This window comes from Pectobacterium hainanensis, from assembly GCF_046237015.1.
Classification (GTDB): domain Bacteria; phylum Pseudomonadota; class Gammaproteobacteria; order Enterobacterales; family Enterobacteriaceae; genus JBJYIN01.
Genome location: NZ_JBJYIN010000017.1, coordinates 65,449 through 92,135 on the forward strand (window position 1 = coordinate 65,449; position 26,687 = coordinate 92,135).

The 26,687-nt window shown below is 50.4% G+C and carries 24 protein-coding genes; all 24 read right to left on the reverse strand.

Going from position 1 to position 26,687, the window contains the following annotated elements; all coding sequences use genetic code 11:
- Positions 1 to 57 precede the first annotated feature (57 nt).
- A complete protein-coding gene (locus ACKPVM_RS16305) occupies positions 58 to 1,677 on the reverse strand; it encodes a pilus assembly protein TadG-related protein (protein WP_409310675.1) in 1,620 nt (539 codons plus the stop codon).
- 179 nt (positions 1,678 to 1,856) lie between these two features.
- On the reverse strand, positions 1,857 to 2,504 hold the full coding sequence (locus ACKPVM_RS16310) for a TadE/TadG family type IV pilus assembly protein (protein ID WP_409310677.1): 648 nt from the start codon (positions 2,502 to 2,504) through the stop codon (positions 1,857 to 1,859).
- Positions 2,497 to 3,012, reverse strand: coding sequence for a TadE/TadG family type IV pilus assembly protein (locus ACKPVM_RS16315; RefSeq protein WP_409310679.1), 516 nt, complete (start codon positions 3,010 to 3,012; stop codon positions 2,497 to 2,499). The genes ACKPVM_RS16310 and ACKPVM_RS16315 overlap by 8 nt, the downstream gene beginning before the upstream one ends.
- Entirely contained in the window at positions 3,012 to 3,863 is an 852-nt protein-coding gene (locus ACKPVM_RS16320; RefSeq protein ID WP_409310748.1) for a tetratricopeptide repeat protein, read from the reverse strand. Before ACKPVM_RS16320 ends, ACKPVM_RS16315 begins: the two co-directional genes overlap by 1 nt.
- Positions 3,864 to 3,953: 90 nt before the next feature.
- A complete protein-coding gene (locus ACKPVM_RS16325) occupies positions 3,954 to 4,913 on the reverse strand; it encodes a type II secretion system F family protein (protein ID WP_409310680.1) in 960 nt (319 codons plus the stop codon).
- 14 nt (positions 4,914 to 4,927) lie between these two features.
- Positions 4,928 to 5,908, reverse strand: a complete 981-nt coding sequence (locus ACKPVM_RS16330) for a type II secretion system F family protein (protein ID WP_409310682.1) — start codon at positions 5,906 to 5,908, stop codon at positions 4,928 to 4,930.
- 18 nt (positions 5,909 to 5,926) lie between these two features.
- Positions 5,927 to 7,330, reverse strand: coding sequence for a TadA family conjugal transfer-associated ATPase (locus tag ACKPVM_RS16335; RefSeq protein ID WP_409310684.1), 1,404 nt, complete (start codon positions 7,328 to 7,330; stop codon positions 5,927 to 5,929).
- A 97-nt stretch (positions 7,331 to 7,427) separates the two neighbouring features.
- Complete coding sequence (locus ACKPVM_RS16340) at positions 7,428 to 8,627, reverse strand: CpaE/TadZ family protein (RefSeq protein WP_409310686.1); 1,200 nt, start codon at positions 8,625 to 8,627, stop codon at positions 7,428 to 7,430.
- Positions 8,628 to 8,641: 14 nt separating this feature from the next.
- A complete protein-coding gene (locus tag ACKPVM_RS16345) occupies positions 8,642 to 9,322 on the reverse strand; it encodes a CpaD family pilus assembly protein (RefSeq protein ID WP_409310688.1) in 681 nt (226 codons plus the stop codon).
- Positions 9,323 to 9,341: 19 nt separating this feature from the next.
- The gene (locus ACKPVM_RS16350; protein ID WP_409310750.1) at positions 9,342 to 10,799 is read right to left on the reverse strand and encodes a type II and III secretion system protein family protein; all 1,458 of its coding nucleotides are present in this window, start codon (positions 10,797 to 10,799) and stop codon (positions 9,342 to 9,344) included.
- Positions 10,800 to 10,822: 23 nt separating this feature from the next.
- A complete protein-coding gene (gene cpaB, locus ACKPVM_RS16355; RefSeq protein ID WP_409310690.1) occupies positions 10,823 to 11,818 on the reverse strand; it encodes a Flp pilus assembly protein CpaB in 996 nt (331 codons plus the stop codon).
- A gap of 45 nt (positions 11,819 to 11,863) precedes the next feature.
- Positions 11,864 to 12,409, reverse strand: a complete 546-nt coding sequence (locus ACKPVM_RS16360) for an A24 family peptidase (protein WP_409310692.1) — start codon at positions 12,407 to 12,409, stop codon at positions 11,864 to 11,866.
- Positions 12,410 to 12,417: 8 nt separating this feature from the next.
- Entirely contained in the window at positions 12,418 to 12,642 is a 225-nt protein-coding gene (locus ACKPVM_RS16365) for a Flp family type IVb pilin (protein WP_409310693.1), read from the reverse strand.
- A 231-nt stretch (positions 12,643 to 12,873) separates the two neighbouring features.
- Positions 12,874 to 14,328, reverse strand: coding sequence for a sensor histidine kinase (locus ACKPVM_RS16370; RefSeq protein ID WP_409310695.1), 1,455 nt, complete (start codon positions 14,326 to 14,328; stop codon positions 12,874 to 12,876).
- Positions 14,306 to 15,016: a response regulator transcription factor gene (locus ACKPVM_RS16375; protein WP_409310696.1), complete on the reverse strand. Its 711-nt coding sequence runs from the start codon at positions 15,014 to 15,016 to the stop codon at positions 14,306 to 14,308. The genes ACKPVM_RS16370 and ACKPVM_RS16375 overlap by 23 nt, the downstream gene beginning before the upstream one ends.
- Positions 15,017 to 15,324: 308 nt before the next feature.
- Positions 15,325 to 16,971: a Na+/H+ antiporter gene (locus ACKPVM_RS16380; protein WP_409310698.1), complete on the reverse strand. Its 1,647-nt coding sequence runs from the start codon at positions 16,969 to 16,971 to the stop codon at positions 15,325 to 15,327.
- Between the two features lie 400 nt (positions 16,972 to 17,371).
- A complete protein-coding gene (locus ACKPVM_RS16385; protein WP_409310700.1) occupies positions 17,372 to 18,856 on the reverse strand; it encodes a carboxylesterase/lipase family protein in 1,485 nt (494 codons plus the stop codon).
- A 38-nt stretch (positions 18,857 to 18,894) separates the two neighbouring features.
- Complete coding sequence (locus ACKPVM_RS16390; protein ID WP_409310702.1) at positions 18,895 to 19,692, reverse strand: ABC transporter permease; 798 nt, start codon at positions 19,690 to 19,692, stop codon at positions 18,895 to 18,897.
- A 9-nt stretch (positions 19,693 to 19,701) separates the two neighbouring features.
- Positions 19,702 to 20,553 (reverse strand): ABC transporter permease, encoded by an 852-nt coding sequence (locus ACKPVM_RS16395; RefSeq protein ID WP_409310704.1) that lies wholly within the window; start codon positions 20,551 to 20,553, stop codon positions 19,702 to 19,704.
- Complete coding sequence (locus ACKPVM_RS16400) at positions 20,550 to 21,623, reverse strand: ABC transporter ATP-binding protein (protein WP_409310706.1); 1,074 nt, start codon at positions 21,621 to 21,623, stop codon at positions 20,550 to 20,552. The genes ACKPVM_RS16395 and ACKPVM_RS16400 overlap by 4 nt, the downstream gene beginning before the upstream one ends.
- 23 nt (positions 21,624 to 21,646) lie before the next feature.
- A complete protein-coding gene (locus ACKPVM_RS16405; RefSeq protein WP_409310708.1) occupies positions 21,647 to 22,723 on the reverse strand; it encodes an ABC transporter substrate-binding protein in 1,077 nt (358 codons plus the stop codon).
- Positions 22,724 to 22,737: 14 nt separating this feature from the next.
- Entirely contained in the window at positions 22,738 to 23,757 is a 1,020-nt protein-coding gene (locus ACKPVM_RS16410; RefSeq protein ID WP_409310710.1) for a dipeptidase, read from the reverse strand.
- Positions 23,758 to 23,801: 44 nt separating this feature from the next.
- Complete coding sequence (locus ACKPVM_RS16415) at positions 23,802 to 24,674, reverse strand: uroporphyrinogen decarboxylase family protein (RefSeq protein ID WP_409310712.1); 873 nt, start codon at positions 24,672 to 24,674, stop codon at positions 23,802 to 23,804.
- Positions 24,675 to 25,286: 612 nt separating this feature from the next.
- Positions 25,287 to 26,654 (reverse strand): NCS2 family permease, encoded by a 1,368-nt coding sequence (locus tag ACKPVM_RS16420; RefSeq protein ID WP_409310714.1) that lies wholly within the window; start codon positions 26,652 to 26,654, stop codon positions 25,287 to 25,289.
- Between the last annotated feature and the right edge of the window lie 33 nt (positions 26,655 to 26,687).

A 26,687-nucleotide genomic window follows, 5' to 3' on the forward strand; every position in this document is an offset into this window, starting at 1 on the left:
GTGTTATGTCCTGTAATAAAAGGGGCAAATCGCGTCATTCCTGGCTATATTCAGCGGTCATTCAACCAGCCGAACATAGCCGCCCTCGGTTTCGATCTGGCCAGCGATACGATCCAATCGCCGAATCAGTTGATCCTCAACGCCTTCTGCGCCGAAGCCTGCACCATCGATAAAGCTCATCCGTTTTTCACCCTCGGTACAAACCAGCAGGCCAGGCGTCGCTTCCTGATCAAACAGGTTACGGCCGAAGTCTTCAGGATCACCGGGGCGAATGCCGACAAAATAGAATTTGATATTGCGCGCACGGAAGCTGGAGCACAGATCGCGGAAGCGCTGTGCGGCAAAGGTTCGAGAAGGATCTGTTCCGGTATCGCCACTGAATTCGCCACGATTAAAGTTGTAGCTGTCGGTGTCGAACCAGTTACCAATCGTGTTGGCCATCATTACGATCACCTTTTGACCATCGCCATTGCCGTCCAGATTGAAGTCCAGCGGCAGCGTCGCATCGCCCCAGCCGTCTGAACCGCGCATATTGGGTGATAACGCCGCACCGGCCCACCCCATCGCGATGGCATAGTTCACGTTGAAACGAGCAGAAAACTGTTCGATACGCTGATTCAGACGACTTTGTTCATTGGTCAGCGGCATCAGTGCGGCATTTGGGCAACCTCTGTCTGCCACGATCCAGCGGGTATCGACCGCATCGGAATCGTCAAAATCGGGATTGGGGCCACGCCATGAGATCGGTGGCGCACCGGGGCTACCGTTTTGTGGCAAATCATGACGGTAATAGACTTTGAATTGGCCGACGGGCGGTTCATCCCAGAAAAAGTTTTCTTCCCGACCCAGACCACGGTACATACACAGCAAATTAGCACGGCGATCCGGGAAACGGCGATCGGCCAGGCTGCTAACCACACCGCTGGCAAAAAGCGAGCGCAATTCCGGTGGATTCAATGCCCCCGGAGCCGCCCAGCGACGAATACGGTTGGCATCTTCCGCATCATATACGCTAACCGACTGGCTATACGGCACTAGCGACAACCACAGGTTGTCACGTTTGCCGTCCGCACTATCCAGCATGCGCTCAACGAAACTGCGGCTAACACTTTTCAGTGAGCGGATATCCCCCTCACTCATATCCCCTGTCACCGGCATCACAAATGCGATTTCCGTCGGACGGTTGATCACTTCTGACGTCGAGTAAATCTCCTGCTTCCTCGCGCCCAGACTCAGGAGATTAGGTTTGGTTTCAAAGGCAACGGTTACGGTATAAGTTTTACGCGTAGCGCTATTTCGTCCTTCCGTGACGGTCACGTCTCCAGCTATCAATTTTTCACTCAGGGCAGAGTTCATCCCTAAGTTGTTTTTGACGTATTCATACGCCAGCTTATTGGTCTCTTCCTGGCTATACTCTTCGCTATTAATGGTTGCTTGATGCCCGACCGCCAGCGCAGCGGCATCCGTCGCACGCTTAATCTGTGTCGCATCGCTGGTTGTCGTCGAGGTATCGACAATAAACGCCGCCGTCACCAATAGCGCCATCGCCCCCAGAGCATAGAATGCCGTGCCAGCCCCTTTTTCCTGATGAATAAAAGCAGACAGGCGTTCACGCCAGAACAGAATGATTCCGGTATCTTCTTTTTTTATACTTCTGTTCTGTAAGGTTTTTTTCATTCCATCCTATCCTGTATACCTGGATTCAGCACGTACTCAACCCGCCCATAAAACGGGAAAATAAAAACGACATGGCTCACACGTTATTAATCTTAATTATTTCGTTATATCGGTAACGAGAAGCTCGCCACCGCTTGCGGTCTCTTTGCCGCTTCTATATTGGTGTATATCACCGGTAGTTATTCATCTTCTTCCAGACCGGCTTCTTTTCTGAGCGCCTCGTCCAACTCCACTACATCGATCGCGACCCGATTAACTGACGAAGCATGCAGCAGGCCGCCTAATGACATCCCGCCCAGCAGACTCACATCCTTGCCCTGACGACAAATTTCAACCACGATCATGGAGATATTTTTGCTGCCCTCTTCGCGGTCTCTTTCCGGCAGTTCAGGCAGATACTCTTCTTCCGGCAGTGTTTCACTTTCCGTACACAGCGCCTCTGCCGTACCTCTGCTCAATTGCCAGTACAGTTCACCCGTTTGGCGTACATTACTGATTAATAATTGATAATTCCCGGCACCTTCCGTTGGCAACACCGTATCCAGCAACCCTTGCAAACCTTGTTCGTCCAGTTTCTGCTGCATCGCTAATATTGATGCAATGGCACCTGAACGCTGCTCCATACGTGTCCGCTCAAGCCCGACGGTGTAAATATCCGCACACAGCGACCCTATCGCTAACACAATCGGAAACGCCAACGCGGTTTCTACCGCGGTGGAGGCACGGAGAGAAAACCAGAAGCGACGAAGCCCGCTCAGGAAACGGCTGGTTTTCGACTCTTGATTATTTTTCGACAATTGATTGTTTTTCAAAAAACGATCAGTCATTACGCAGTTCCGTCCCAAATACATGTTTGTACTGATAACGGAAGGTATCACCCAGCGTTAACACCTCCGGCAGCGGCGTAATAAATGCCTTTTTAACCTGCACCGTTACGGACCACACCGGGAGCGTCGTTGTTTCTTCGCTATTGGGATCGTCCTGACTGCCATTCCCGTTCGTTAATCCACCCAACTGACTCAGATTATCGAAGTGCAACACGCTAACGGTTAAATCATCTTCCTTGAGGTAACCGTAACCCGCCTCAATCATACGCGCCTTCAGCCGTGTCCCCATTTGTTCGGCGCTGTCAGACACGAGGTTATCGAGGCGGAAGGTCTGTACGGCTTTATCCAGCGCGGCGCTACCGACAGCAACCACCAACCCGATCCGCGCCAGTTCAAACAGCATCATCACCCCGACCAGTACGACCGGCACCAGAAACGCCACTTCTGTCGCGATCACGCCTCGCGTGCTGCGCCAGTTGCGTTCATGGCTTTTATTAAGCCATGCCATTACTCAGGCGTACTCAATTGCAAGCGTTGACGGCTCGACAACAGCAACGCTTCGCCACGGGATTGTTCCTGCTGCATTTGTTGTAAACGCTGCTGTAATTCCCCCATCAGAACATCAATACGCTCCGGCTGTGCGATGGTCGCCAGTACTGAACGAGCATCATCGTCTCTGCCGCCTGAGAGATAGGCTAGTGCCAGGTTCAACCTGCCAGTTGCGTTGCTCCCATCCACCGAGCGCAGCAAAGAAATCGCTTTGTCTGCATTGCCGCTTGCCAGCCATGAGAGCGCCAGATTATTGAGTGCCGCGACATCTGCCGGGTTCACCTGCAATGCTTTTTCAAACAGCTGACGTGCTTCTGTATGTTTGCCCGAGGCATCCATCACCACACCCATGCCATTGAGCGCCCCTGCGTCGTTCGGTTGTGCTTTCAACGCACAGGCAAAATCGGTCTGCGCCATCGCATTACGACCCAAAGCCAATTGTGAGCGTCCCATGCCCAGACACACCGCGAGCGCTTCTTCTGGCGTCATTTTATTGGTATCCCCACCTAACGCCTGACGTGCCCGTCCGTACAGTTCCAGCGTTTGCTGTGGCGAACGCACCAGCGCAGCCACGCTGGCATACTCCAACGTCTCCGCCCCTTTCAGCGCCCCACGGCTATCAAGGCGCGCATACACTTCCGTCGCCGCTTCAACGCGTCCTTGATCGCGCAGCAATCGTGCCAGACGCAAGCCCTCATCTTTACTGCCTTTAATTGCCATCGAACTGCTGCATCCCGCCAGAACAGTACTCACAATCAGCAATGCCAGCATGGGCGCACCGCGCTTAAGTTTTGCTGCCAGATCGACCATCTTCGATAACTCCATCGGTTGTAACTCTTATGATTTCCGGCTCAATGCAGAAATCGATATCTTGTAAATCAATGCATTACAAATAGAAAACTATTGCGCCAACAGGCGGATCACTCGTACCAACGCAGGCGACGCCATAATGGCGATAATCGGCGGCAGGATTAATCCCATCAACGGCACACTCAGTTGCGCTGGCAATTTGCCGGCCTTCTCTTCCAATCCGAGAATCAGCGTTTTACGGCTTTCATCAGCAATCGTGCGCAGCGCCTGAGACAGTGGCGTACCGTAGCGTTCTGCCTGAATCAGCGTCGCGACCATGCTTTCGATCTCGCTGACGCGAGTACGTTCTGCCAGATGTTTCATTGCCAGCGTACGATCCGACAGGATCTGTAACTCGGCAGCGGTGTAGTGCAGTTCATCCGCCATTTCGGGTGAAGACAGCCCTAGCTCCTTTGAGACCACCTGCAATACGCGTCCGATAGGCAGACCAGCTTCGGCACAGACCACCATCAGATCCAGCGCATCCGGCACCGCGCGCGCCAGCTTTTCACCCCGGCTTGTGGCACGCCATTTCAGCCACCATTCCGGCACCATCGTCCCGACAAAGAAACCAATCAACCCTGCCGCAACGCCCGTCAGACCGGCGCGGTCAGCCGGCGGTAACCATCCCCACACCAGTGCAATAGCCAATAACGCCCCGGCGGCAAATTTTCCCATCACCAGCCAGCCCACCGCTTCGCTGCGGCGGATCCCCGCTAAATCCAGCAGGCGACGCAGATTGCGGCGATCGCGTTCCGATCCAGACAGGCGCTCGCCCTGTGTAGCAAGCGGGTGCAATACTTTTTCCATCCAGGGGGATAATGCTGTTCCCTGGCCTCTCAGGATGTTTTCCTGAGAGGCCGCCTCTATAGAGGCCGTGGGCAAATGCCCGCGCATGCGAATTTCCAACTGCTTGTATTGCTGCGTTTTATGCTGCATACGTGCCAGGTAAATCCCCGCAACCATCAGCACTAACGCCAGCAGCAGTAAGGGATCGTCAAATACCGTCATGAATGGCTCTCCCTTTACCCTATCCGTTTAACCATAAGATGCGTGATTAACATACCGACCGAGACACTGCACAAGGCGTAAATCAGTACCGTCGTGCCCACCGGATCGGAGAACAAGAAGCTGAAATCGTCCGGCGATTTCATGTACAGGTAGGCCAGACATCCGGGGAACAACGCAGCAACAATCTTGGCAGATGCACGCGCTTCAGACGTTTTGGATTGCACCTTCAGTTGCAGTTCCCGACGCTCACGCAGCGTAGTGGACAGGCGTTCCAGCGTTTCCCCTAACCGTCCACCCGCCTCCTGATTGATGATCAGAATCACCACGAAAAAACGGTATTCGGACATCGGTACCCGTGTGGCAGATGCCTGAATCACCTGACGCAACGGAATACCCAGCCGCAGCCAGTGATCGACGGTCTTGAATTCATTCGCCAGCGGCCCCGTCAGGTGTTCGGCGACAATCGCAAACGTATTCGCGACCGGTACCCCCGCACGACAGCTACGCGTAATCGCATCAATGGCTTCCGGCAAACTCTCACGCAGCGCTTTCAGATGTTTTTGCAGCGTGGAACGAAACAGCAGCAGGCCGATACTGATAAACAGCAATATCGTAAACATGAGACCCATCGTGAGCGGCAGCAGAGTACGTTGCCCCAGGATCATGCCGAGTATCAGGCTTACGGCGCCAAGTGCCAGAGAACGTTGGGCCAGATTCTTTTTCCAACCGATGAATGTCATCTGCGCCCAGAGGATCGCCAGCCAACGCCCCACCACTGGAACACCCATCAGCGGCGTTTTAATCTCGTCACGCAGGATCGAATCAGACGCGACTTCGGCTGCTGACGGGCTGACCTCGTTCAAAATCTGCTGCCAGCGCTGTTCGCGCTGCATACGCTGCTGCCGTGACTTCCTCCAGGCATTGACGGCTAAGAGCAGCATCAGCACGCTGCCAAACACCATCAGCGTGATCAGATTCAGGCGTAAATCACTCATCGGCATCTCCTCAGCCTATTACTGCGCATCAAACAGATGCGCTTTATCGCTGTAGAACTGCGGACGCTGAATGTGCTGAACATATTCCCCCGTCAACAGGCCCTGCCCGTCCATCCCCTGAATGTTGAAGCTGAACAAGTCCTGAAGTTGGATCACTTCGTTCTCCATGCCACACACTTCAGTAATCGATACCACACGGCGCATACCGTCGCGCATACGTTCGATCTGCACGATCAGGTGCACCGCACTGGCGATCTGACGACGGATCGCCATCAGCGGCAACTGCATGTTCGCCATCATCACCATGTTTTCTAAACGCTGGATCGCGTCACGCGAGGTATTGGCGTGTACCGTACACAGCGAACCATCGTGACCGGTGTTCATCGCCTGCAACATGTCAAAACTTTCGCCGCCGCGCACTTCCCCCAGAATGATACGGTCGGGGCGCATACGCAGGGCGTTACGCATCAGATCGCGCTGATCGACACGGCCCGTGCCTTCGGCGCTGACAGGGCGAGTTTCCAGCCTGACCACATGCTCTTGCTGCAATTGCAGTTCGGCGGCATCTTCAATAGTGATGATGCGATCGGTACTGCCGATCTTCTGCGACAGCGCATTCAGTAAGGTAGTTTTTCCTGCCCCCGTACCGCCGGAGACAATGACGTTTACACGCGCCTGCATCGCTTTGTTCAGGACATCCGCCATCGCGTAAGACATGCAACGGCGCTCTGCCAGCATTTCCAGCGACAGATTGCGGCGCATAAATTTACGAATCGAGATCGTGGTGCCGTCGATCGCCAACGGATAGGTGATAACGTTAACGCGGCTACCATCCGGCAGACGCGCATCCACCATCGGGCTGGCTTCGTCGATGCGACGCCCCACGGCCGCTGCAATACGCTGCGCCGTGTTAAAGACATGCTCTTCATCAATGAAGGTAATCGGCGATAGCTCCAACTTGCCAAAGCGCTCGACAAACACCTGCCCCGCGCCGTTAACCAGAATATCGTTGACCGAGTCATCCGACAGCAGCGGCTGAATTGGCCCGATCCCGGTCATCTCATCCAGCATTTCGGTGGCGATGGCTTCCTCTTCCTGCCGGGAAAGCTGTAGGCGCTGTTCATCACAGATACGGCGGATTACCGTTTCAATCTGCCCCAACAGTTTGTCACGCCCCATCATCGCCGCTTTACCCGCGTCGATCTGATCGTAGAGCTGAGCGCGGATAATCCGACGCTGGCTGGTGCGGTTGTCCGTCTGGCGGTTAGCCGGTGCGGCCCCAGAAGGTATGTTCGCCGCAGGCTGTGTGCGGTTCTCCGCAACCGGACGCGTTTTCAATTCTGCTACATTGGAAGCAGGCGTAGGCTGAGGTGTGCTTTTTCCTGCTTCACTTTTTTGCAGGTTATTTTTGCGAATCAACATAATCCTAAACCCCAAAAAACAGTCCGTAGTCCAAAAATAGTCCGTCGCCAAAAAAATAGCCCGTAACCCTTTGAAAAACGGTGAGCGCTGAACATCATCAGGCTCGTTTTAACCAACGCGAAAACCAGCGTTTTTCTACTGGTCGGGCGCGAACACCGCAGGCCAGATCGACCAATTGACGCAATCCCTGACGGAAAGCGGGCGCGGCGTCCAAATTCAATGCGCCGAGCGTCAGACTCTGCGCCAATGCGTGACCCGCATTCGGCAGCACGATGTCAATCTTCCGGCCAGTAAACTGCTCAAATTGATCGCGACTCAGCGGTGCCGTCGAGGCGAACCGGCTCTGGTTATGCACCAGCAACAGGCGTTGTCCTTCGCTTTCGTCGCCGATTTCATTCAGCACGCGTCGTACATTACGCGCATCCTGAAGCGTCAACTCCGTCACGATGATGCGCAGATCCGCGTAGGTCAGCACATCCAGCGCCCCTGTCGGATAACTGCTAGGCAGATCCCAAATCACCTGGTTGAACATACGGCACAGCGCACCACCGAGATTCAGCACGTTATCCACATCTACCGGGCTCAATTCACCCAGTTCTGGCTTCTGTGCCAACAGATGCAGACGAGGATCGACACGCAGCATGGCACGCTGCAACAGTCGGGTATCCAGTTCCTGGGTTTCCAACACGGCGGCCAACCCTGCATCATCCGTTTGACCTTGCAAAAGCAGCTGATCGCCGTTACGTCGGTCAAAATCCACCAGTGCCACAGGTAAATGACGTTCGCCAGACAGCAGGCGGCTCAGTCCCATCGCAACGGTACTCGCGCCACTGCCGCCGCTGGCGCTGACAACGGCGATCGTTCTGCCCATACGGGCATATTCCGGCCCAGACTGCTGGCCTTCACACTTCGCCAACGTTGTCGCCAGCAGGTCCAGCGTGAACGGTTTCACCAGGTAGTCCACCACGCCGACCTGAAGCAGAGCACGGTACAAACCAACATCCTGCTCTTTGCCCGTGGCGATGACCTGACTCGTCGGGCCACAGATGCTCAGTAGTTCTTCCAGTGCCGGAAGCGGCCAGTGCACGCCTTCCAGATCCACCAGTAAAATACGTGGCGGCACATTGAGTTCGCACCATTGACGAGCAGCAGCGATACCACCGGGCATCACAGGCACATCCGGTTGCTTCAATCGGGTAAAGAAATCACCGAGGTCGGCAACATCGCGCAGATCATTCGCAAATGCCACCAGCGGCAGCGCCAGTTCTTCACCATCGGTAGGGGTAATTTCACTCATGGAATGTCACGCCCTTAATCTTCTTCAAAGTTAATGTCGATGAGCTCTTTCACTTCACCTTTGTGATAGCGTTCGATGCTATTAACCGCCGCCACGCCATCTGCATCATCCAGCGCTTTCGCCTGAATCAGATCGCGGGGTTCGGCGACCATCATCGCCAGATTATTTTGCGTCGCACAGCCCAGGTAGCCCACACCGTCAAACGGCTTCACCATCAGTTGATTGGGATCGTTAATCGTACAGCGCGAGGTCTTGACCACCAGCGCCTCGGAGATCACCTCTAAATCGCCAGACTGGCCGCTCGCCGTAGAACGGCGCATCTGTTTCACATTCTGTGCATTAGCACCGGCGTTTTTCAGCACGGTCGCCAACCGCCCCGCCATCTGCTCACCACTTGCGCTGTGAGGAATCAGCGTCAATGTCTGCGAGGATAACCGCCCCTGATCTTTCAGCATGATATTGAGCTGCCTCAGCGATTCAGGCAGGAATCCCCGCCCGTTCGGCGCAACCAATAACGGCACGGATACCGATGAAGGCTGGACGGCGATCGGCTCCAGAGAAGGCTGGTTAAAGCGAGCCATACGTACATCGTTGATCGGCTTATTCCAGCCACAGCCTGCTAGCAACAATGTGGCAGCAAGCACGGCAATAGCCACAGGTCGTTTGCTGCAAGGACGGATGTTATTCATCTTCATATTAGTTACCCTCGCAGACTTAGTAGAGATAGCCGACAGATGCAGAGCGCGGCATTGTTGCATCTAATGTTTTTATGCCCTGTCCCGGTGTCTGAAGTGTGCCTGCATTCACGGGTTCAACGACATAGGCCGTAGCGATAATCACCAGTTCCGTTTCTTCCTGGCTGGTGGCTTCACTTTCAAATGCTCGTCCAAAGAAAGGAATGCTACTGAGCCCCGGCACACTGTCTACTGTCTGGCTACCTGCGCTACGTAGCATTCCCGCCAGCGCAAAACTTTGTCCGCTAGCCAGCTCAACAGTGGTATCGGCACGACGCACTTTCAATGCTGGAATACGCGATCCGCCATCCAGTGTTACAGAACCTACATCAGTCAATTCGCTGACTTCCGGTGCAATGTGCAGGCTGATACGATTGGCGGATAACAGTGTTGGCGTCATACGTAAGATCACGCCGTAGGATTTATAATCAATACTGACGCTATTATTGGTGATCAACACGATGGGCACTTCACCGCCAGCCGCAAACGCTGCGGTTTCCCCTGACATTGCCGTCAGATTGGGTTCAGCCAATACCGTCGCCATGCCTTGGCGATTCATCGCCGTTAACAACGTGCTGAGCGAACCATCCTTTCCTGAAAAACCAAACCCTATTGAATTTCCTGCTGGGTTTGTGATTGCACCTGTTAGTGAATCATAAAATCCACGGCTGGTTCCCATAGCTCCGCCAATGCCACCAACAGTACGTCCATTATCCCAACCCAATCGGCCATTCAACGATGCTTCCCAGTTAAACCCGAGTTCATGGGTCAGGGCACGAGACACTTCCACTACGCGCACCTGAATATTGATTTGCGAAGGCGTTTTGATTTTGAGTTGATTGATGACTCTGGGAGATGTTGTGCTAGAACCTGGCAATTGGCCGCTACCTTGATCACCAGAACCACCACCACTCTGCTGACCACCGCTGAGCATAGCATTAACGTACGCCTGTACGCTGTCGATCACTCGTTTAGCGTCTTGAGGCGTATCTACGCTACCACGTACAATAACCCCGCTGGGTATTGCCTCTTCGAGTTGGATATCCGAGTTGGGAAACTCTCGTTTCAGACGTTCGCGTAGCGCTTCACGGTCAATCTTAGAAACGATACGAATAGCTTCAATTACACCGCCACCACTATCCAAAGCATACAGAGTAGTAACGCCGACGCTTTTAGCGTAAACAAATAAACTGTTCGGTGAAGGTAATTCAAAACTCGCTATTTCAGGGTCAGCCACTAATACGCTGTCAAGGTCTTCTCCTGACTCTAACGTCAGCATTTTCCCCTGTTGCACGTTCAAAGTTAGTGTCTTAGTAACAGGTATTTCATTAGCCCCTATTGCCGATATTGGCCATAAAGCTATAAACAGAATACCAATCCCTAATTGTTTAAATTTGGTCGCTAAATTCATTCTCAAGCGCAGGAAAAACATCATCATCACTTTCATTTCCATCACAGGATTTATTTATTTGAATAGGTCATAACGTCTTTCTGATCGCCACGAAATAGTTTGATCCGACGTCTACCACTCTCTAAGCTGTCGTAGATGCTGGTACTGTTTGACAAAGTAGTAGCGCTACCACCCTCATCATCTCTTCCTACGCCCGATGCAGTCAGGTGTTCTAATTCGTCTTGTGCAACTTTTTCTTGATCGTCTTGTGACACACTACGCAGTGCGAGATGTAACGCACCGACGCCTTTTGCTACAGCCAACGTTTCTGCATCTTTCGGCGTCACTTCCACAGTCACCGTGCGGTATCTTGTATTCCGTGCTTGGGTCCCCGAGGCTGAAACTTTGCTTTTAGCATTGGGATCAAGATCAGCCTGTTCCTCATCTATAACTTCCGGTCTGGAATAACTGACTGTTCTTACTTGGTCATCAACTGCCAATATGCGTACATTACGCACAATCGTTTGCGCCCCTAGTAAAGGCGCAACCACTGGTTGGATAGCACTTCTTGGGGAAGGAGTCGGTTCTTCATCCCTGCTGAGACTAAGAATGATGTCAGCATGATCGCCTGTTGCAAATAAACCAGCATTACTGCCAATTTCACTCGTCTGGATGGAAACAGCACGCATTCCTTTGCCTAACACGGCTGCTATAAATCCAGGTTCCCCTTTCCAAACAACATCATCACGGCGAATCTGCTCACCTTTGACCACCGTTTTACGTAGCGCAGCATCACGTAATGAAGATTTACCATCTTTGCCACGAATAAAGCTAACTGAACGGGAAACGGGTTCATCCGTTTCCTGCCAACTCAACGAGTCAGGATCAAGGGACCACCCAGGATAAAGATCTTTCGCAGCCACCAAAACCGCCACTTTTTCAGGTGCTTTAACCACCACCGGAGGCGGCGCAGGTGGTTCAGAAGAGAGATAGCCGCGCACTATCAGCGCAACAACCCCTGCCAGAACTAACGCCCCTGACAGTACATATGTAGAATTAACTTTCATTTCAACTGCCTACCTCAGCCGTGGTGTCTAAACGTTATGACAGAATTAAAACAAGGGAAAAATCAGGACATACACCGCGCCAAAGGCAATGGCGACGCCGTAAGGTATGCCTTGGGAAAGATCGGCTGGCAGCGCTGGCGGCATGGGGAATCGGCTTTTAAACATCCGATTGGTGGTTTGAATGCCCATGGCAACGAGGGTCGGAACGGTATTGAGCAACGGCAAACTCAGTGCCAATACACCACCAACCAGCGCCGTCACCATAACGAAAACGATCTGGTGCCCCTGCCCTACCCATAGGCACAGTACACTCATCAGTTTTACATCCCCTGCGCCTAATTTGCCGGTGAGGAAAAGTAAAAAACCGACAATCAGAACCGCAACTGCCCCCGGCAATGCCCAAAGAATTTGCCGCAACGCTGACATATCAGGCACACCGGATTGCATAATCACGGACACACTCGAAAGCAGCCAACCTAACAATAAAACCAGTACCGCCTGATTCGGGATCTTACGTGCTAACAGATCGGTACTGATACACCACAACAAACACCCTATCAGTAATACCGTTTGCAGCCAGTGTGTAAGCACCACCGAATTTATTTCGCCGCACCTGCGGAACCCGATCCTGTGGTGCCAGTACCCGTTATTTGGTCAGCAATCTGAGTAAATTTCTCATTCAGCGCTTTAACAAAAATACCGTCGCCACCAAAAATAGCACCGATAGCCGCAGCCATTGCCGCCGCCAGAATGCCGTATTCGATTGCCGTCACACCGCTTTCGTCACGCAGAAAAGCACGCAGTTTGGTTTTCATAATATTCATGGGAGGGTCTCTTATTTTGCAACCAAAGGAACCATGGCAAATTCCGGGCGCCATGATGCTAATAAGAGTAATAATGAGACTTATTATCAGCCACTACAAGATGCAGAACATTAATATTCGTTAATCTTTCGGTTTTATAAAAAACCATTATAAATCAAATGGTAATACACTTACTTTTTCTCATGAAAAAGATAAATATTCAGGTTTTTTACAGGGGTATTCACTCTCGATTTAACAGCGGTTCAGGCACAAATAAACATTGAGACCCGGTTGAGAAGACACCAGACAGAGTTTGCCGCCGTGTAAATCGGTAATCGCCTGGACCAGTGACAAACCCAGCCCATAGCCAGATTGTTGCCAGGTTTCCAGCCGCTGAAAGCGCTGAAGGGCTTTTTCATGCTGGGCAATGGGAATCCCCGGTCCACAATCGGCAACGCTTAGCGCGAGCCACCCCTGATAGAGGGTGACGCTTAACGTGACATATTTTCCATGGGCAGCGTACTTCAGCGCATTCTCCACCAGATTTGCCAGCGCCTGAAACAGTAAAGCGCGATCGCCAAACAATTGAATTCCCGATTTGATTTCCACCCTAAGCTGACAACCGCGAGCCTCTGCCAAAGGTTGGTAATATTCCGCAATCTCTTCCAGCAGCTGACGCGCCTCAATGTTCGCAAACTGGTGTACACAGCGCCCGCTTTCAATTTCACCAATACGCATCACCGTGCGGAACAGACCAAGGATTTTATGTACTTCCTCAACGGCAAGGTTCAGTTCATCACGAACCTCACCATCTAATCCAGTGCGTTCCGTCAGGTTAAACAGGCGATTTTGCAGGTGCGTCAACGGCGTTCGTAATTCATGCGCAATATGACTGGACGTACTACGAACCTGCTCCATCAAACGTTCGATACGCTCCAGATTTTGATTGATATCCTCACTCAGACTATCCACATCATCCCCATGGGATGACAGCGGCATGCGAACCTGTTGTTCACCCGTGCTGTAACGGTGCAAGGCCGCTCGGATTTTTTCAACACTACGCAAACTTCTCAGACTAAAATGCCGACTGACTAATAAACAAAACAGCAGCACAACGAACAGTCCGGCCCCCGCGACCAACGGAATGGTTCGCACACGTTCCAACATCGGTTTGATGTTGTAAGCCGTGAATAAAACCGACTCGTCATCCAACATGACAGATAAACCGATCAGATTGGTGTCATTTTTGCTTGAAAACACATCTTTCAGACAGGGGACATCCATCTTGCACTGTGTGTGCTGCAAGTTTTTTATAGGGTGATTGTGATAAAGAATATCGCCGTTTTTACTCGTCACCAGGAATAACGGTAGCTCATCATTTTTAGCCAGATTATCCTGTCTGAGTTGAGTAACCAGACTATTTGCATTACTTAAACGCGACTGCATCGAGTAATCATAAATATTACCCAGAATAACTTCGCGGACATGGGTTCTAATTAGCGTTTCACTTAATGAACTGAAGCCGATAATACACATCAACATCATCAGCAAAAACAAAAAAACGATGGTGATCGCCTGCCGGAAATTTGAGGTACATAAAAAGTCAGGGTATTGGCTCGCACCAACAAGTTGCCAATGCTTTATTTTTACCTGCCAACGACGCCCCAGTTTTTTTATTTTTATCTTATTCAGCGTGGCTGCCAACATCAGCACGATCCTTGTCAACAGAACCTAACGCGTAGCCCATCGCCCGTAGCGTTTTAATTAAAGGACGTGGAAACCCTTTATCAATTTTTGAACGCAGTTTCGACATATGCACATCGATCAGATTGGTTTGCGGATCAAAATTATAACCCCATACTCTCTCAAGCAGCATGGTTCTGGTTATCGCCTGACCAGGATTTTCCATTAGTATAATCAATAACTTGATTTCTTTATCTGTCAAATCGATGCGTTGACCTCCACGCCAGGCCACCCGTTGCAGGCGATCAAGTTGCAGATCTTCAAATACCAACAGTGAGGCATTATCGGCATGGCGTTTGCCACGTCGCGCCATAATATCCAGACGTAATCTAAGCTCATTAAAATTAAAAGGCTTACCCAGATAATCTTCTGCGCCAAGTTCTAATCCCATGACCCGATCAACATCTCGATCCAAAGCAGAAAGCAGCATAATGGGCGGATGACGCGATCCCTGTAATTCGCGTAATACGGTAAATCCATCCATGACGGGCAGCATTCTATCCAGTAACACCACGTCATAAACTTCATCTTTTATTGCCTTTAAGGCGTGTTCACCGTCATGAACCATACGGCACGAATGGCCGTGCGAATGTAATTTAGAGCCCAGCCAATGGCACAGTACAGAATCATCATCAACCACCAGTACCCGCATAACTTTCCCCTACCAAACGTGGCCTATATACATAGTTAATTTATGGTTAATACTTAATTTATTATTGTTGGTCTGCCATAGCAGATATCACCCATCGCAACCTGAGTCAGGTTCAATATGGGCAAAAAATCATCGTCTATGTGTTTTATCGTAGATAATAACAATCATTATCATTTAGTGACAAGCAGTTTACAATCCGGTTGCGGTAGCCGATCGTAAAAGAAATAAGATGGCCCCTACCGTTTATGCGGAGGGGGCCACAGGAAAGGAAGTAAATCAAGGAAGTACAATCCAGTAAGGTCGGATGACTACTCCCGTTCGATCAGCACGGCTTCCAGCAGATCCAGATCGCGCAGCATTTTTTGCAGTGTTTCATTGCTGATCTGTTGGGTCGCACGCAGATGATACAACTCCGCACGTTCAGAATTCAGCGCAGTTAGGCGAAAACGCCGTTCAAGATTCTCGATCAACAAGCTGTTTTCAGGATCGTCTTTATCTACTACCCGTCGTCGCAAATTCCCGATAACGCGGGCGCTGACTTCCTTCAATACTTGTTCATCAATGTTTTCCTCGCTATCTGCCGCCAGTCGCTCTTCCATTTTATACAGGCTCTTGATCGCCACTTCCGCCGCCGCAACGCGAGCCATTCGCTCTTCTTTCGCATAGACAGCTTTATCGGCAACCACAACACCACGTAGTAAGAAGGGTAAGGCTAATACGCCACACAACAGAGAAAAAAGAATCACGCCGGTCGCAATAAACACCAGTTGATAGCGTGATGGGAAAGCCGTGCCATCCGTTAATAACAAGGGAATTGAGAGCACACCCGCCAGCGTTATCGCACCGCGAACCCCTGCAAATGAAGCGATCCAGAGTTCACGCGTGGTAAATTGCCCAAATACCATCGGACGTTTCTTCTGGATATGCATACTGTATCTCTTCATCATCCACAGCCAGCAAAAACGCAACAGCAGCAATGCGGCATAAATGATCGCGATATCTGTAAACAGCATCCAGGTTTCCACCGTCGGATCCAACTCTGCCTGCATCACCGAGGTTTCCAGAATACCGGGCAACTGCAACCCCAGCATAATGAACACCATACCGTTAAAGACAAACTCGAGCATCGACCAGACACCGTTGGCGCGTAACCGCATGTTCAGCGGCGCATTGCGGATCACCCCAGACTGACCGATGGTCATCCCAGAAGCCACCGCAGCCAAGATGCCCGATACGCCGATGTGTTCGGCAATCAGATAAGCCGCAAATGGGAGCAACAGCATCAATACAATCTGCGTCGCAGCATCCCCGCCACTCCAACGACTGATCACACGTAATGATTTACTGTATAACCAGGTCACCGCCACACCCGCCAGCAGTCCCCCGAGTGCGACCTGGATAAACGCCAGCGTTGCGCCGGAAACTGTAAACACCATGGTTCCCATCGCGATAGCGACGGCAAACTTCAGCGATACCAGACCGGAAGCGTCATTCATCAGCGCCTCGCCCTGAAGGATACCCATCAGCTTTTTCGGTATACGGTCTTCGCCGACGATGCCGGAAAGCGCCACCGCATCCGTCGGCGATAACACCGCAGCCAGAGCGAAAGCCGCAATCAACGGCATCCCCGGCACCATCCAATAGATGAAATAACCAATGCCCACTACGGTAATCAGCACCAGAACCAGCGCCAAACCAATAATTTCGCGGCCATGCTTCAGGAACTCACGCGTTGGCGTTTTCCAACCATCGGCAAACAACAGCGGGGGGATAAATAACACCATGAATAATTCAGGATTGAAATCGACATGCAAACCGAACTGGGGCCAAGCCAATATGGCACCAACCGCAATTTGCATGAGTGGCAGAGGGATTTGAAAAGGTAAAATTCGTGTAACCACCCCTGATAACGACACCATCAGGGTTAAAATAAGAATAGTAAAAAAGATTTCCATGCTTTCCTTAGACTATCTCCTGCTGCATTAAAAGATTGGCTATCTACCTACCCGACCATGAACGTACATTTAACGCGTTTATTCTGTCATTAAAATGGTTTTTTGAGTGAAGAAATTTACGGTTATGTTCTACTTTTTTGATCAATTTTTTCATCCAATACCGAGGCGAGATCACACTGAACGGGAAACATCCCCATAGACAGGCAAATTCTGATTCAGCATAACGGAAAAGACAGAAATCAAACGAGAGAAGAAGAGGTCAATAAGCAGAAAAAGAGGCCGTTCGAAAGAACAGAAAATCGTGATCCTAGGCACATCAACGACACGCTGATCAACGAGTTAACGGAAGGTCTGGCATAAAATAAAAAAATGCTAACCCTCCATTAACTTCGTCTATTTTTCATTCCGTTTTCCACCAGTGAATACGTTGACCAAACGGATCGACCTCATGCCAGATTTTTTCCGGCGTCAACCGTAAAACAATCGGCTTTGCCTCACTGAAAGTCTGCCAGTGTACGTTTTCACTCGCAGGAGGTTGATGGTGAATAAATGAAGACCAAAGCGTATGCAGCGTTCGGGCAAACTTAGCGTCGATTATCCGCTGGTCTGCTCGAAGATGATGGAGGTCGGCGCGATCCCGATACCACACATGCCCAGCCTCAGCACCGTGAGGGGCACCCCGCTCATCATCTTCAATCGTGCCATAAAGGTATTTATAAACAGGCTGATAGCGAGAATGATATTGAGCAAAGCGGGTCGATGGGTTTTGAAAAACCAGATCGCCACCTATCGCACGCCACAAACCCAGCGCAGTATGGTCAGGTAAATGCTCACGGTAGCGATGGATAATATCCACACCACGTAATCCAAATGGCCTGACTCGAGGATCTAATCGTTGCGCCGCATCGGCAAACGTCAGCGCAGAATGCACCTGGGAATGAGTCATATACTCTCCCGTCGTGCAACCGATCATCATCGGTACCTGCGCCACCAACCTTGCTTTTGCCGCCTGTTCCGGATGGTACGGCAGCGAACGCGCATCAATGACAGGCACAAAAGGCACGCCAAGTGCAGTTACCCCACCATCTCGTTCATAATCATGATGGTGATAGGATTCATCGCAAATAGCTTTCTGTGCCAGCAGCAGACGCTCTATCGACAACGTTGATAAATCGCCTACGTTAATGCCTAACGAACGTAACATTCTGTTCGTGACTTTCTGTGCATCTTCCTTTGAGGATACCGCTGTACTCGCCCCACTCTGGAGTAACACCTGCGAAAATAGCCCGCTGGCATCGGGCATCGCCATTACCGCCGCGACAGAAAAGCCACCAGCGGAACGTCCGGAGAACGTAACCCGTCGGGGATCGCCACCGAACGCGGCGATATTGTTTTGTACCCAGCGCAACGCCGCGATTTGATCCAGCAATCCCCGATTATCCGGGCATTCCCCACCCAAATGCATAAACCCCAATGCGCCCAGCCGATAATTTACACTTACCTCAACAACGCCGCTGGCCGCAAACGCGCCCGTTTGCAGCAGTGGTTCATTGGCAGAACCCACGGCATAACCTCCACCATGAATCCAGACCAATACGGGAGCCTTTCCCATTAAATCGGGAGTTCGAACATTGACCGTAAGAAAATCATTACCAATCAGTAAACGCGACGTGGCAGCACTGCCAACAGGCCCGTAGGTAGGATACTGAGGGCAAACAGGGCTAAACATTTTAGCGGAACGAACGCCCTGCCATGGCTCGACAGGTTGAGGTGCCAAAAAACGATTTTCTTCAGTAATCGGTGCCGCGTAGGGTATCCCCAAAAATGTGGGAATATCATTTTCTATAAAGCCTTCTACCCAGCCTGCCTGTGTTTGCACAATCATGATATTTCCCTGCTGCTCAAGAATAAAAAAGCGATGATTCAGAACGCCTTTCGTAGCCCAACGAGCCGTTCGAGAACCACCACGACAATCACAGAAATCAAGATTAGCAAGACAGAAAGCGCGGCGATCTGCGGGTCTGTGGAATATTCAAGATAGTGATAAATTTGTGTCGGTAACGTTGAAGTATGGGTCGAGACAATGAATAGCGATAACGTGGCTTCATCAAAGGAAATCAGAAAAGCAATCACCGCTCCCGCAATCAGGCCGGGCCGAATCAGCGGCAGCGTAATACGTCGAAATACGGTGAAAGGCCGAGCACCGTGGATCAACGCCGCTTCTTCCAGACGAGGATCAACCGTCAATAGACTCATGGTGATCGTACGAACAGTATAAGGAATGGTGATACCTAGATGAGCCAAAATGATCCCGACATAGCTATCGAGTAGCCCCAGCGGAGCAAATACCAGCATCAAGCCAACGGCCAACACGATATGTGGAACCAGAAACGGCGCGGCAACCAGAAATGTCACCAGTTGCCGTCCTCGAAAACGAAAGCGAGTCAGCGCCAGAGAAAGCAAAATGCCAAAGATAACAGCGATCGTCCCAACAGTAATCCCAATCGCCAGGCTACGCCAGAAGGCCGCAATAAACTCGGCGTTGTTGAGCACCTTGCTGTATGACCCAAAAGAAAAGCTTTCTGGCGGAAAAGCAAGATACTGTCGGGTATCGAACGAAATGATCAACACGACGATAATCGGTGCCAACAAGAAAAGATAAATGAGTGCAATCAAAGTGCGCCAGGCAAGCTTACCCGTAGCGATGCGGTGATATGTCATGCTGAGCCTCTATCCTTCCAGAGAGCGTAATGCTCGCTGATAAAAAACAATAATGCTGCCGAACAAAAATAACAGGATAAATGACAAAGCGGCGGCCAGCGGCCAGTTCAGCGTTACCGTGGCTTCACTGAATATTTCCGTACCCAGCACGAACACCCGACCTCCCCCCATCAATCGCGGCGTAACAAACGAGGATATCGCCAGCACAAAGACCAACAGCGCAGCCGTCAAAACGCCAGGCAGACTTAGCGGCAAAACAATGCGGGAGAATACCTGCCAACGATTAGCACCCAGCATACTGGCGGCTTCCTCTAACTGGCTATTCAGCCGACCAAATCCACTCAGCATTGCCAGAATAGCGTAAGGCATCAATATCTCGACCAAAGCAATGCTGGCACCCAGCGAATTATTCGTTAGTTTCAGCGGCGATTCGATCAGCGACAGACCCAGTAACAGACTGTTGATCACGCCTTTATCTCCCAGCAGCACCATCCAGCCATATGTTCTCACCACCATTGACGTCAACAATGGTGCTATCGCCAACGCCGTCAGCACACCACGCCAGCGGCTGGTACTACGAATGAGGAATAATGCGACGGGGTAAGACAAAACAACCGCCGTTACGCTGACAACAACGCCTAATAACAGCGTATCCGCCGCCACTTGCCAGTAAAAAGAATCAACCAAAATGCTGTGGTAGGACTCAAACGTCCAGGCTGACCCCGTTCCGCCAAATGCGGATGAAGAAAGCGATGTTCTCATCAGCCAAATCAGCGGTGCCAGAAAGGTGACGCCCAAGGCCAGCAGCCCAGGAAACAGGAGCATCAACAGCAAAACACGTTGTTGCTTATGTTTTTTCATGCCGCATTCCGCCCGATTAGCGTGACATCAGCAGGATCAACCATGAAAGTTATCGCTTCGCCCACTTTCGGCACATAGCCAACATGGGTAAAAATTTCAGCTTGCAGCTGATATTGACCGCATCGCACCATCAGCGCCTGCACTTGCCCACGATAAACGATGCGCTCCACCACACCTCGGAAGTGGTTAACACCATCGCGCTGGTCAGAGAACACCGGTACCAGACGATGCGGTCGAATCAGTACATTGACTGACTCCCCCCGTGGCGTATCGCTGGCAATATGAAGAGAACCTAAACCTGAAATCTCCCCGATACCCTCACCGGTGACCAGCGCAGAGAAAAAATTACCACTGCCAATAAACCGAGCAACAAAGTCACTTTGCGGACGATCAAAAATATCGCTTGGCGTACCAATTTGTTCTAAACGCCCATTTGACATCACGACCAGACGATCCGCCATCGACAACGCTTCATCCTGATCGTGCGTGACAAAGATTGCGGTAACGCCGGTACGCCGCTGGATATCGCGGATCTCATCACGCATTTCATCACGCAATTTGGCGTCAAGATTAGAGAGCGGCTCATCGAACAACAACAACGCCGGTTCAATGACCAGTGAACGAGCAATAGCCGCACGCTGCTGTTGCCCGCCAGAAAGCTGACTAACACGGCGATCGCCCAGACCAGTTAGCTTAACCAGATCCAACGCTTTCCTGACACGACTCTCCCGTTCCGCTTTTCCAACCTTACGCACGTCCAGACCAAAAGCGACATTCTGCGCAATCGTCATATGCGGGAATAAGGCATATGACTGGAAAACCATACCAATATTGCGCTGATAAACGGGAATAGCCGAAATATCACGACCATTCAGACTGATTGTCCCCGTATCCGGTTCTATCAGCCCAGCGATCATACGTAACATCGTCGTCTTGCCACAGCCAGAAGGCCCCAGCAACGCCAGCATCTCCCCTTGTGGCAGCGAAAAGCTGACATGGTCAACAGATGGCGTTGTCGATCCCGGATACGTTTTTACCAAATCCTCTACCACAACATGGAAATCAGACATACAACCCTTGCCAACATCAGTGATTAGTGACTCGCAATAACTTCACGACGGATACGTTGTATCCACGGTGCGTATTGTTTCGCGATCCAAGGCCAGTCCAGTGACGATTGCGCCGCCTGCGCTTCTTTACTGCCGTAAATACGGGCCGCGACAGCATCTTCCAGCGTTACCGTCTGATTCACTGGCGCATAAAAGCTTTTTTCAGCGAAAAGGGTTTGTGCTTCCACACCGATGGCATAATTAATAAACAGTTGAGCCGCATGAGAATGTGTCGATCCCTTCACCAGATTAATGGTATTGGTCTGGCCAATGCTGCCCTCTTTAGGTAAAGCGATACCAATCTTTCCACCCTGCGTATCGTGAAGGTACTGTGCACGGCCATTCCAGCAGATCGCTAAATCCGCCTCACCACTTTGAATAACAGCGTAGCAATCCGGTGCGGGATCCCAGGTTGAAACATTCGGCGCGATTTGTTTCAGCACACTCATGCCCGGATCAATGCTTTGTTTATAATCACCGCCTTTTAGTTTGGTTAGAATTGGCAGCAGAATCACGCCACGAGTATCACCCAGCGGTGCTGCAATCTTTCCTTTGTATCGGCTGTCTGTCAGGTCGTTCCAGCTTTGCGGCGGCTGCTTCACATTGTCGGTGTTATACAGAATGGACAGATTATCTTGCGAGAAGGCAATCGTCCGGTTGTCGTCAATATTGGCCCACGCGGGAATATCTTTCAGATTGCTGACAATTTTCGCATCAAGGGGAGAAAATAAGTCCTGTTCGTTAGCTCGAATCGCAACGGCAACGTCGATCAGCGCCACGTCAATTTTCGGATTGTTTCTTTGCAACGCCAGCAATGCCAGAGATTCAGCAGAATTCTTACTTTGCTGGTAATTGACTTCAATATTGGGATATTTAGTTTTAAACGGCTCAATAACAAACTTTTTATAGTTGTCAGCGAATACGCCAGAAAAACCAACGATATTCACGACCTCATTCTCAGCGGCAGATGAAAAATGAGGGGTTAGCGCAGCACTGAGGAGCATGCTTAAGCTGGCCACCGTCTTTAATAAAGAAAGCCGGGATAATGTTTTCTTTTGCATGTTGTTCTCCCCAATCAATGAGATGTTACTGCTGGTGTAACAGCGGGCTGCCATGCTGAACCAAGGACATTCAGCCAGTTTTTACCGAGAAGTTTCAGGATCAGATCAAGATCCCACCCACGAGAGAGCATACGTTCAGTCAGGTTTGGCACCTCACTGATACGCGCAATCCCCTGCGGCTTACTGATTTTTACGGACCCGAATTCCGTTAACTTGCGGGCGGTGCCTTTATCACGGTTAGCCCAAAGCAAATACGGCCCCGGACGAGGGCGGCCTTGTGAAAAATCCGTACCGATACCGACGTGATCTTCGCCCACCAACTCAATGACATAGCTCATGGCATCGAGATAATCATCAATAGTGGCGTCGTTACCTGCTGCGAGCCCTGGCGAGAAAAGGCTGATACCAATAATGCCGCCTTTCTCGGCACAGCCTTTTAGCAGCTCATCAGGTTTGTTTCGCTTCACGTCCTTCAACGCTCGTGGCAATACATGGGAAATACAGACGGGAGCTCGTGAGGCATTAATGACATCGGCGCTGGTACGATCGCCGACATGACTCAGGTCACATAGCACACCGACGCGATTCATTTCCGCTAGCACTTCTTTACCAAAACCGGTTAGCCCGCTGTCACGTTCCTCAAGATAACCCGCGCCGGAATAATTCTGGGTGTTATAGGTGAGTTGCATAATGCCAACACCCAGATCTTTGAAAATCTCGATATAGTCCAGCTTATCTTCTAATGGAGAGGTGTTTTGCCAGCCAAGAATAATTCCGGTACGGTTTTCCTGCTTCGCGGCATCAATATCGGCCACTGTTTTTACCGGACGAATTAAATCGCTGTTTTCCTGTAACAGATGTTTCCACTGGGATACATAAGCAATACCTTCACGGAAATTTTCCCACAGTACAGAAGAGCAATTAACCGCAGTCAGGCCCGCTTCACGCATTTCAATAAAATTATCCCGAGTCCATTCACTGGTCTGTAAGCCATCAATAACAATAGCCCGATCGTGTAATTGTCTGGCACTCATAATATCGTTCCCCTGAATATCAATATTTATTTCCCGGCATAGCATTAGTAGAGTTGAGCGGCTTGCCGTAATTCATCAAGATTTTCTTGTGGTGTTTTTCCAATAAGGACAGAACAACCTGGAGCCAGAATAAAACCACGCCCCTGAGTTTGCTCAATTGCTTCTCTTACACTTCGTCGTACATCATCAACATGACCATGAGCTAGCAGTGAAGAGGATATTCCCCCGCTCACGACGAGTGACGGCTCTTTCTGGCGAACCTGAGCAAAGGAAGGGTTATTTCCAGATGCCGTATCCCAGTGCATGACCTGCGCCGGATAATCCAGGCAATCATTTAGGTAAATATCGCTCTCACATAAGTGTAAAAAATTACACCACAAACTTTTGGCTTCATTCATCACCCGCAGATCATAAGGCCTTATCCATTTCAGATAATCAGATGCAGACATATGCTTGCTATTAGCCCATTTACTGGAAAAATAAATCCCATCCACCCCTTCATTCACCAGTGCGCGAACAAGATTGGCAAACGTAGTGGCAATCGCATCCAAGGCGTTGCAAACAAGTTCTGGCGCGATAGTCAGATGCTGGCGAAGCAACTCCGTATTACGATCAACCAGTTTGTCAGCCACATCCAAAGGCAAAAAAACTGTCATGATAATCGGTACATTCGGGCCAACCTGTCGGCGAATCAGGCGTAATATCGCCAATTGCTCTGCCAATGGTGGACAGGTCAGATCTAATGGACGTAACTTCGCCCAATCTTCAGGCTGTGAAATCGGAGAGGATAAACAGTGATGTAACGTCGAGGCATCCGCCGAAGGCCGATAGGTATATCCCCAACCTTCAACATGATAACTGGCTCGTGAATGGACTTTAATAAAATCCCAATGATAACGGCGATAGAACTCAACCATCGTGGCAGCAAAATCAACCGTTTTAACTTCCTAAATATAAAAGTGCCCCCACGCACCTACAGGGACGGAATCAGGAACGCCATTAGCAAGAGCGACCTGCAAGCGTTCATTAGGCTTCATATTGTAGCATTCTCTTTTTTAGTTATATTGAATCAAAAATAAAACATTATCGACATGACGAAATGTTCTATTTAACCCTGGATTTAATAAAAAACTTTCGTTATAAGATCAAGAAACGTTAATTTATATAGTCAGCACTGGCTCATTCCTGCATAGCAGGAATATCCATCAATGGTATTAACCAAATACATCAAAACGGACAACAGAGAGTAAATTTCATTATTCTTTAGCAAAAACTCTTATGAACCATTTTATTATTCGCATAATAATCCATTATTAATGGCTCTTTTAATTATAAATTCAACTTAACTTATGCGTTAAATGAAAAACATCATGCCAGTACATCATCCGGTGGCTCAGATAATGAGTATTCACAAAAAGCGAAGATAAAACGGGGAAGAGGAAATCATTGAAGGGTAAAGAAAGCAGAGAGGGGCTAACCGCCCCTCAAAGCAAACAGAATTAAAACAAGCAGAATTAAAACAAACAGAGTTAAAGCGCCCAACCACCCGCGTAAAACACGACCAGAGCCACAGCAATGGCGACGGTACCGACATTCAGCTTACGCCATTCACCAGAGAATACCCGTCCCAGAACCAGCGAACTGAACCCCAACATAATGCCCGTCACGATATTACAGGTCAGCACGATAAACACGGCACACACCAGACCAGACATGGCGTCAACAAAATCATCAAAGTTGAGTTTGGACACGTTGCTCAACATCAACAAGCCCACGTACATCAACGCAGGTGCTGTCGCATAGCCAGGAACCAAATAGGACAACGGTGCCAGGAACAGCATCAGCAGAAACAGCACGCCGACAACCGTCGCGGTCAACCCCGTTTTGCCTCCCGCAGCCGTACCGGCGGCAGATTCGATATACACAGCAGCAGGTGAAGTACCGACCATGCTGGAAAGAATACTACTAACGGAGTCAGCCGTTAACGCTTTACCACCATTGATAATCTGTCCGTCTTTATCTAACAGATTGGCCTGCCCTGCTACCGCACGAATCGTACCTGTCGCATCAAAAACCGCCGTCATCACCAGCGCCAGTACGCTCGGCAACACCATCGGCTGTAACGCGCCCATGATATCCAGATTGAAAATAAGTGAAGTACCGTTGTCATCAGTCAGACTCGGCAAATCAAAGAAACCTTCGTATTTCACATTAGGATCAAAAATTAGCCCCAAAATGGAAATAACAACAATGACCAGCAAAATCCCGCCGGGCACGCGGCATTTTTCTAACCCAATAATTGCAGCCAGCCCCAGCAGCGCCATGATCACAGGGAAAGAAGTGAAATCCCCCAATGCGACAGGCAAACCATCAATCGGGTTCTTGATTACCAGGCCAATACCGCTTGCCGCGATAATCAACAAAAACAGGCCAATACCAATCCCCGTGCCGTGTGCGACCCCAAGCGGAAGATTACGCAAAATCCAGGTACGAATCCCCGTTGCGGAAATGATGGTGAACAACACCCCCATCAGAAAAATCGCCCCCAACGCAACAGGTACGCTAATCTGCTGCCCCAAGACCAGACTAAAAGCAGTAAATGCGGTTAAAGAGATAGCACAACCAATCGCCATGGGCAGATTAGCCCACAACCCCATCAGCAATGACCCCAAACCGGCAACCAAACAGGTAGCAACAAATACGGCGCCTGGCGGAAAACCAGCCTTACTCAGCATGCCCGGAACAACAATAACCGAGTAAACCATAGCGAGGAATGTGGTTAGCCCTGCTAACACTTCCTGACGCAGGCTGCTCCCACGCTGTGTGATTTTAAAATATGCATCAAGCGCATTGTGTGGACGAACCACACTATCTGCCTGACGTGTCGTATTTGACATGGTGTATCCCCTGAAATGTCACTATGTAATGGT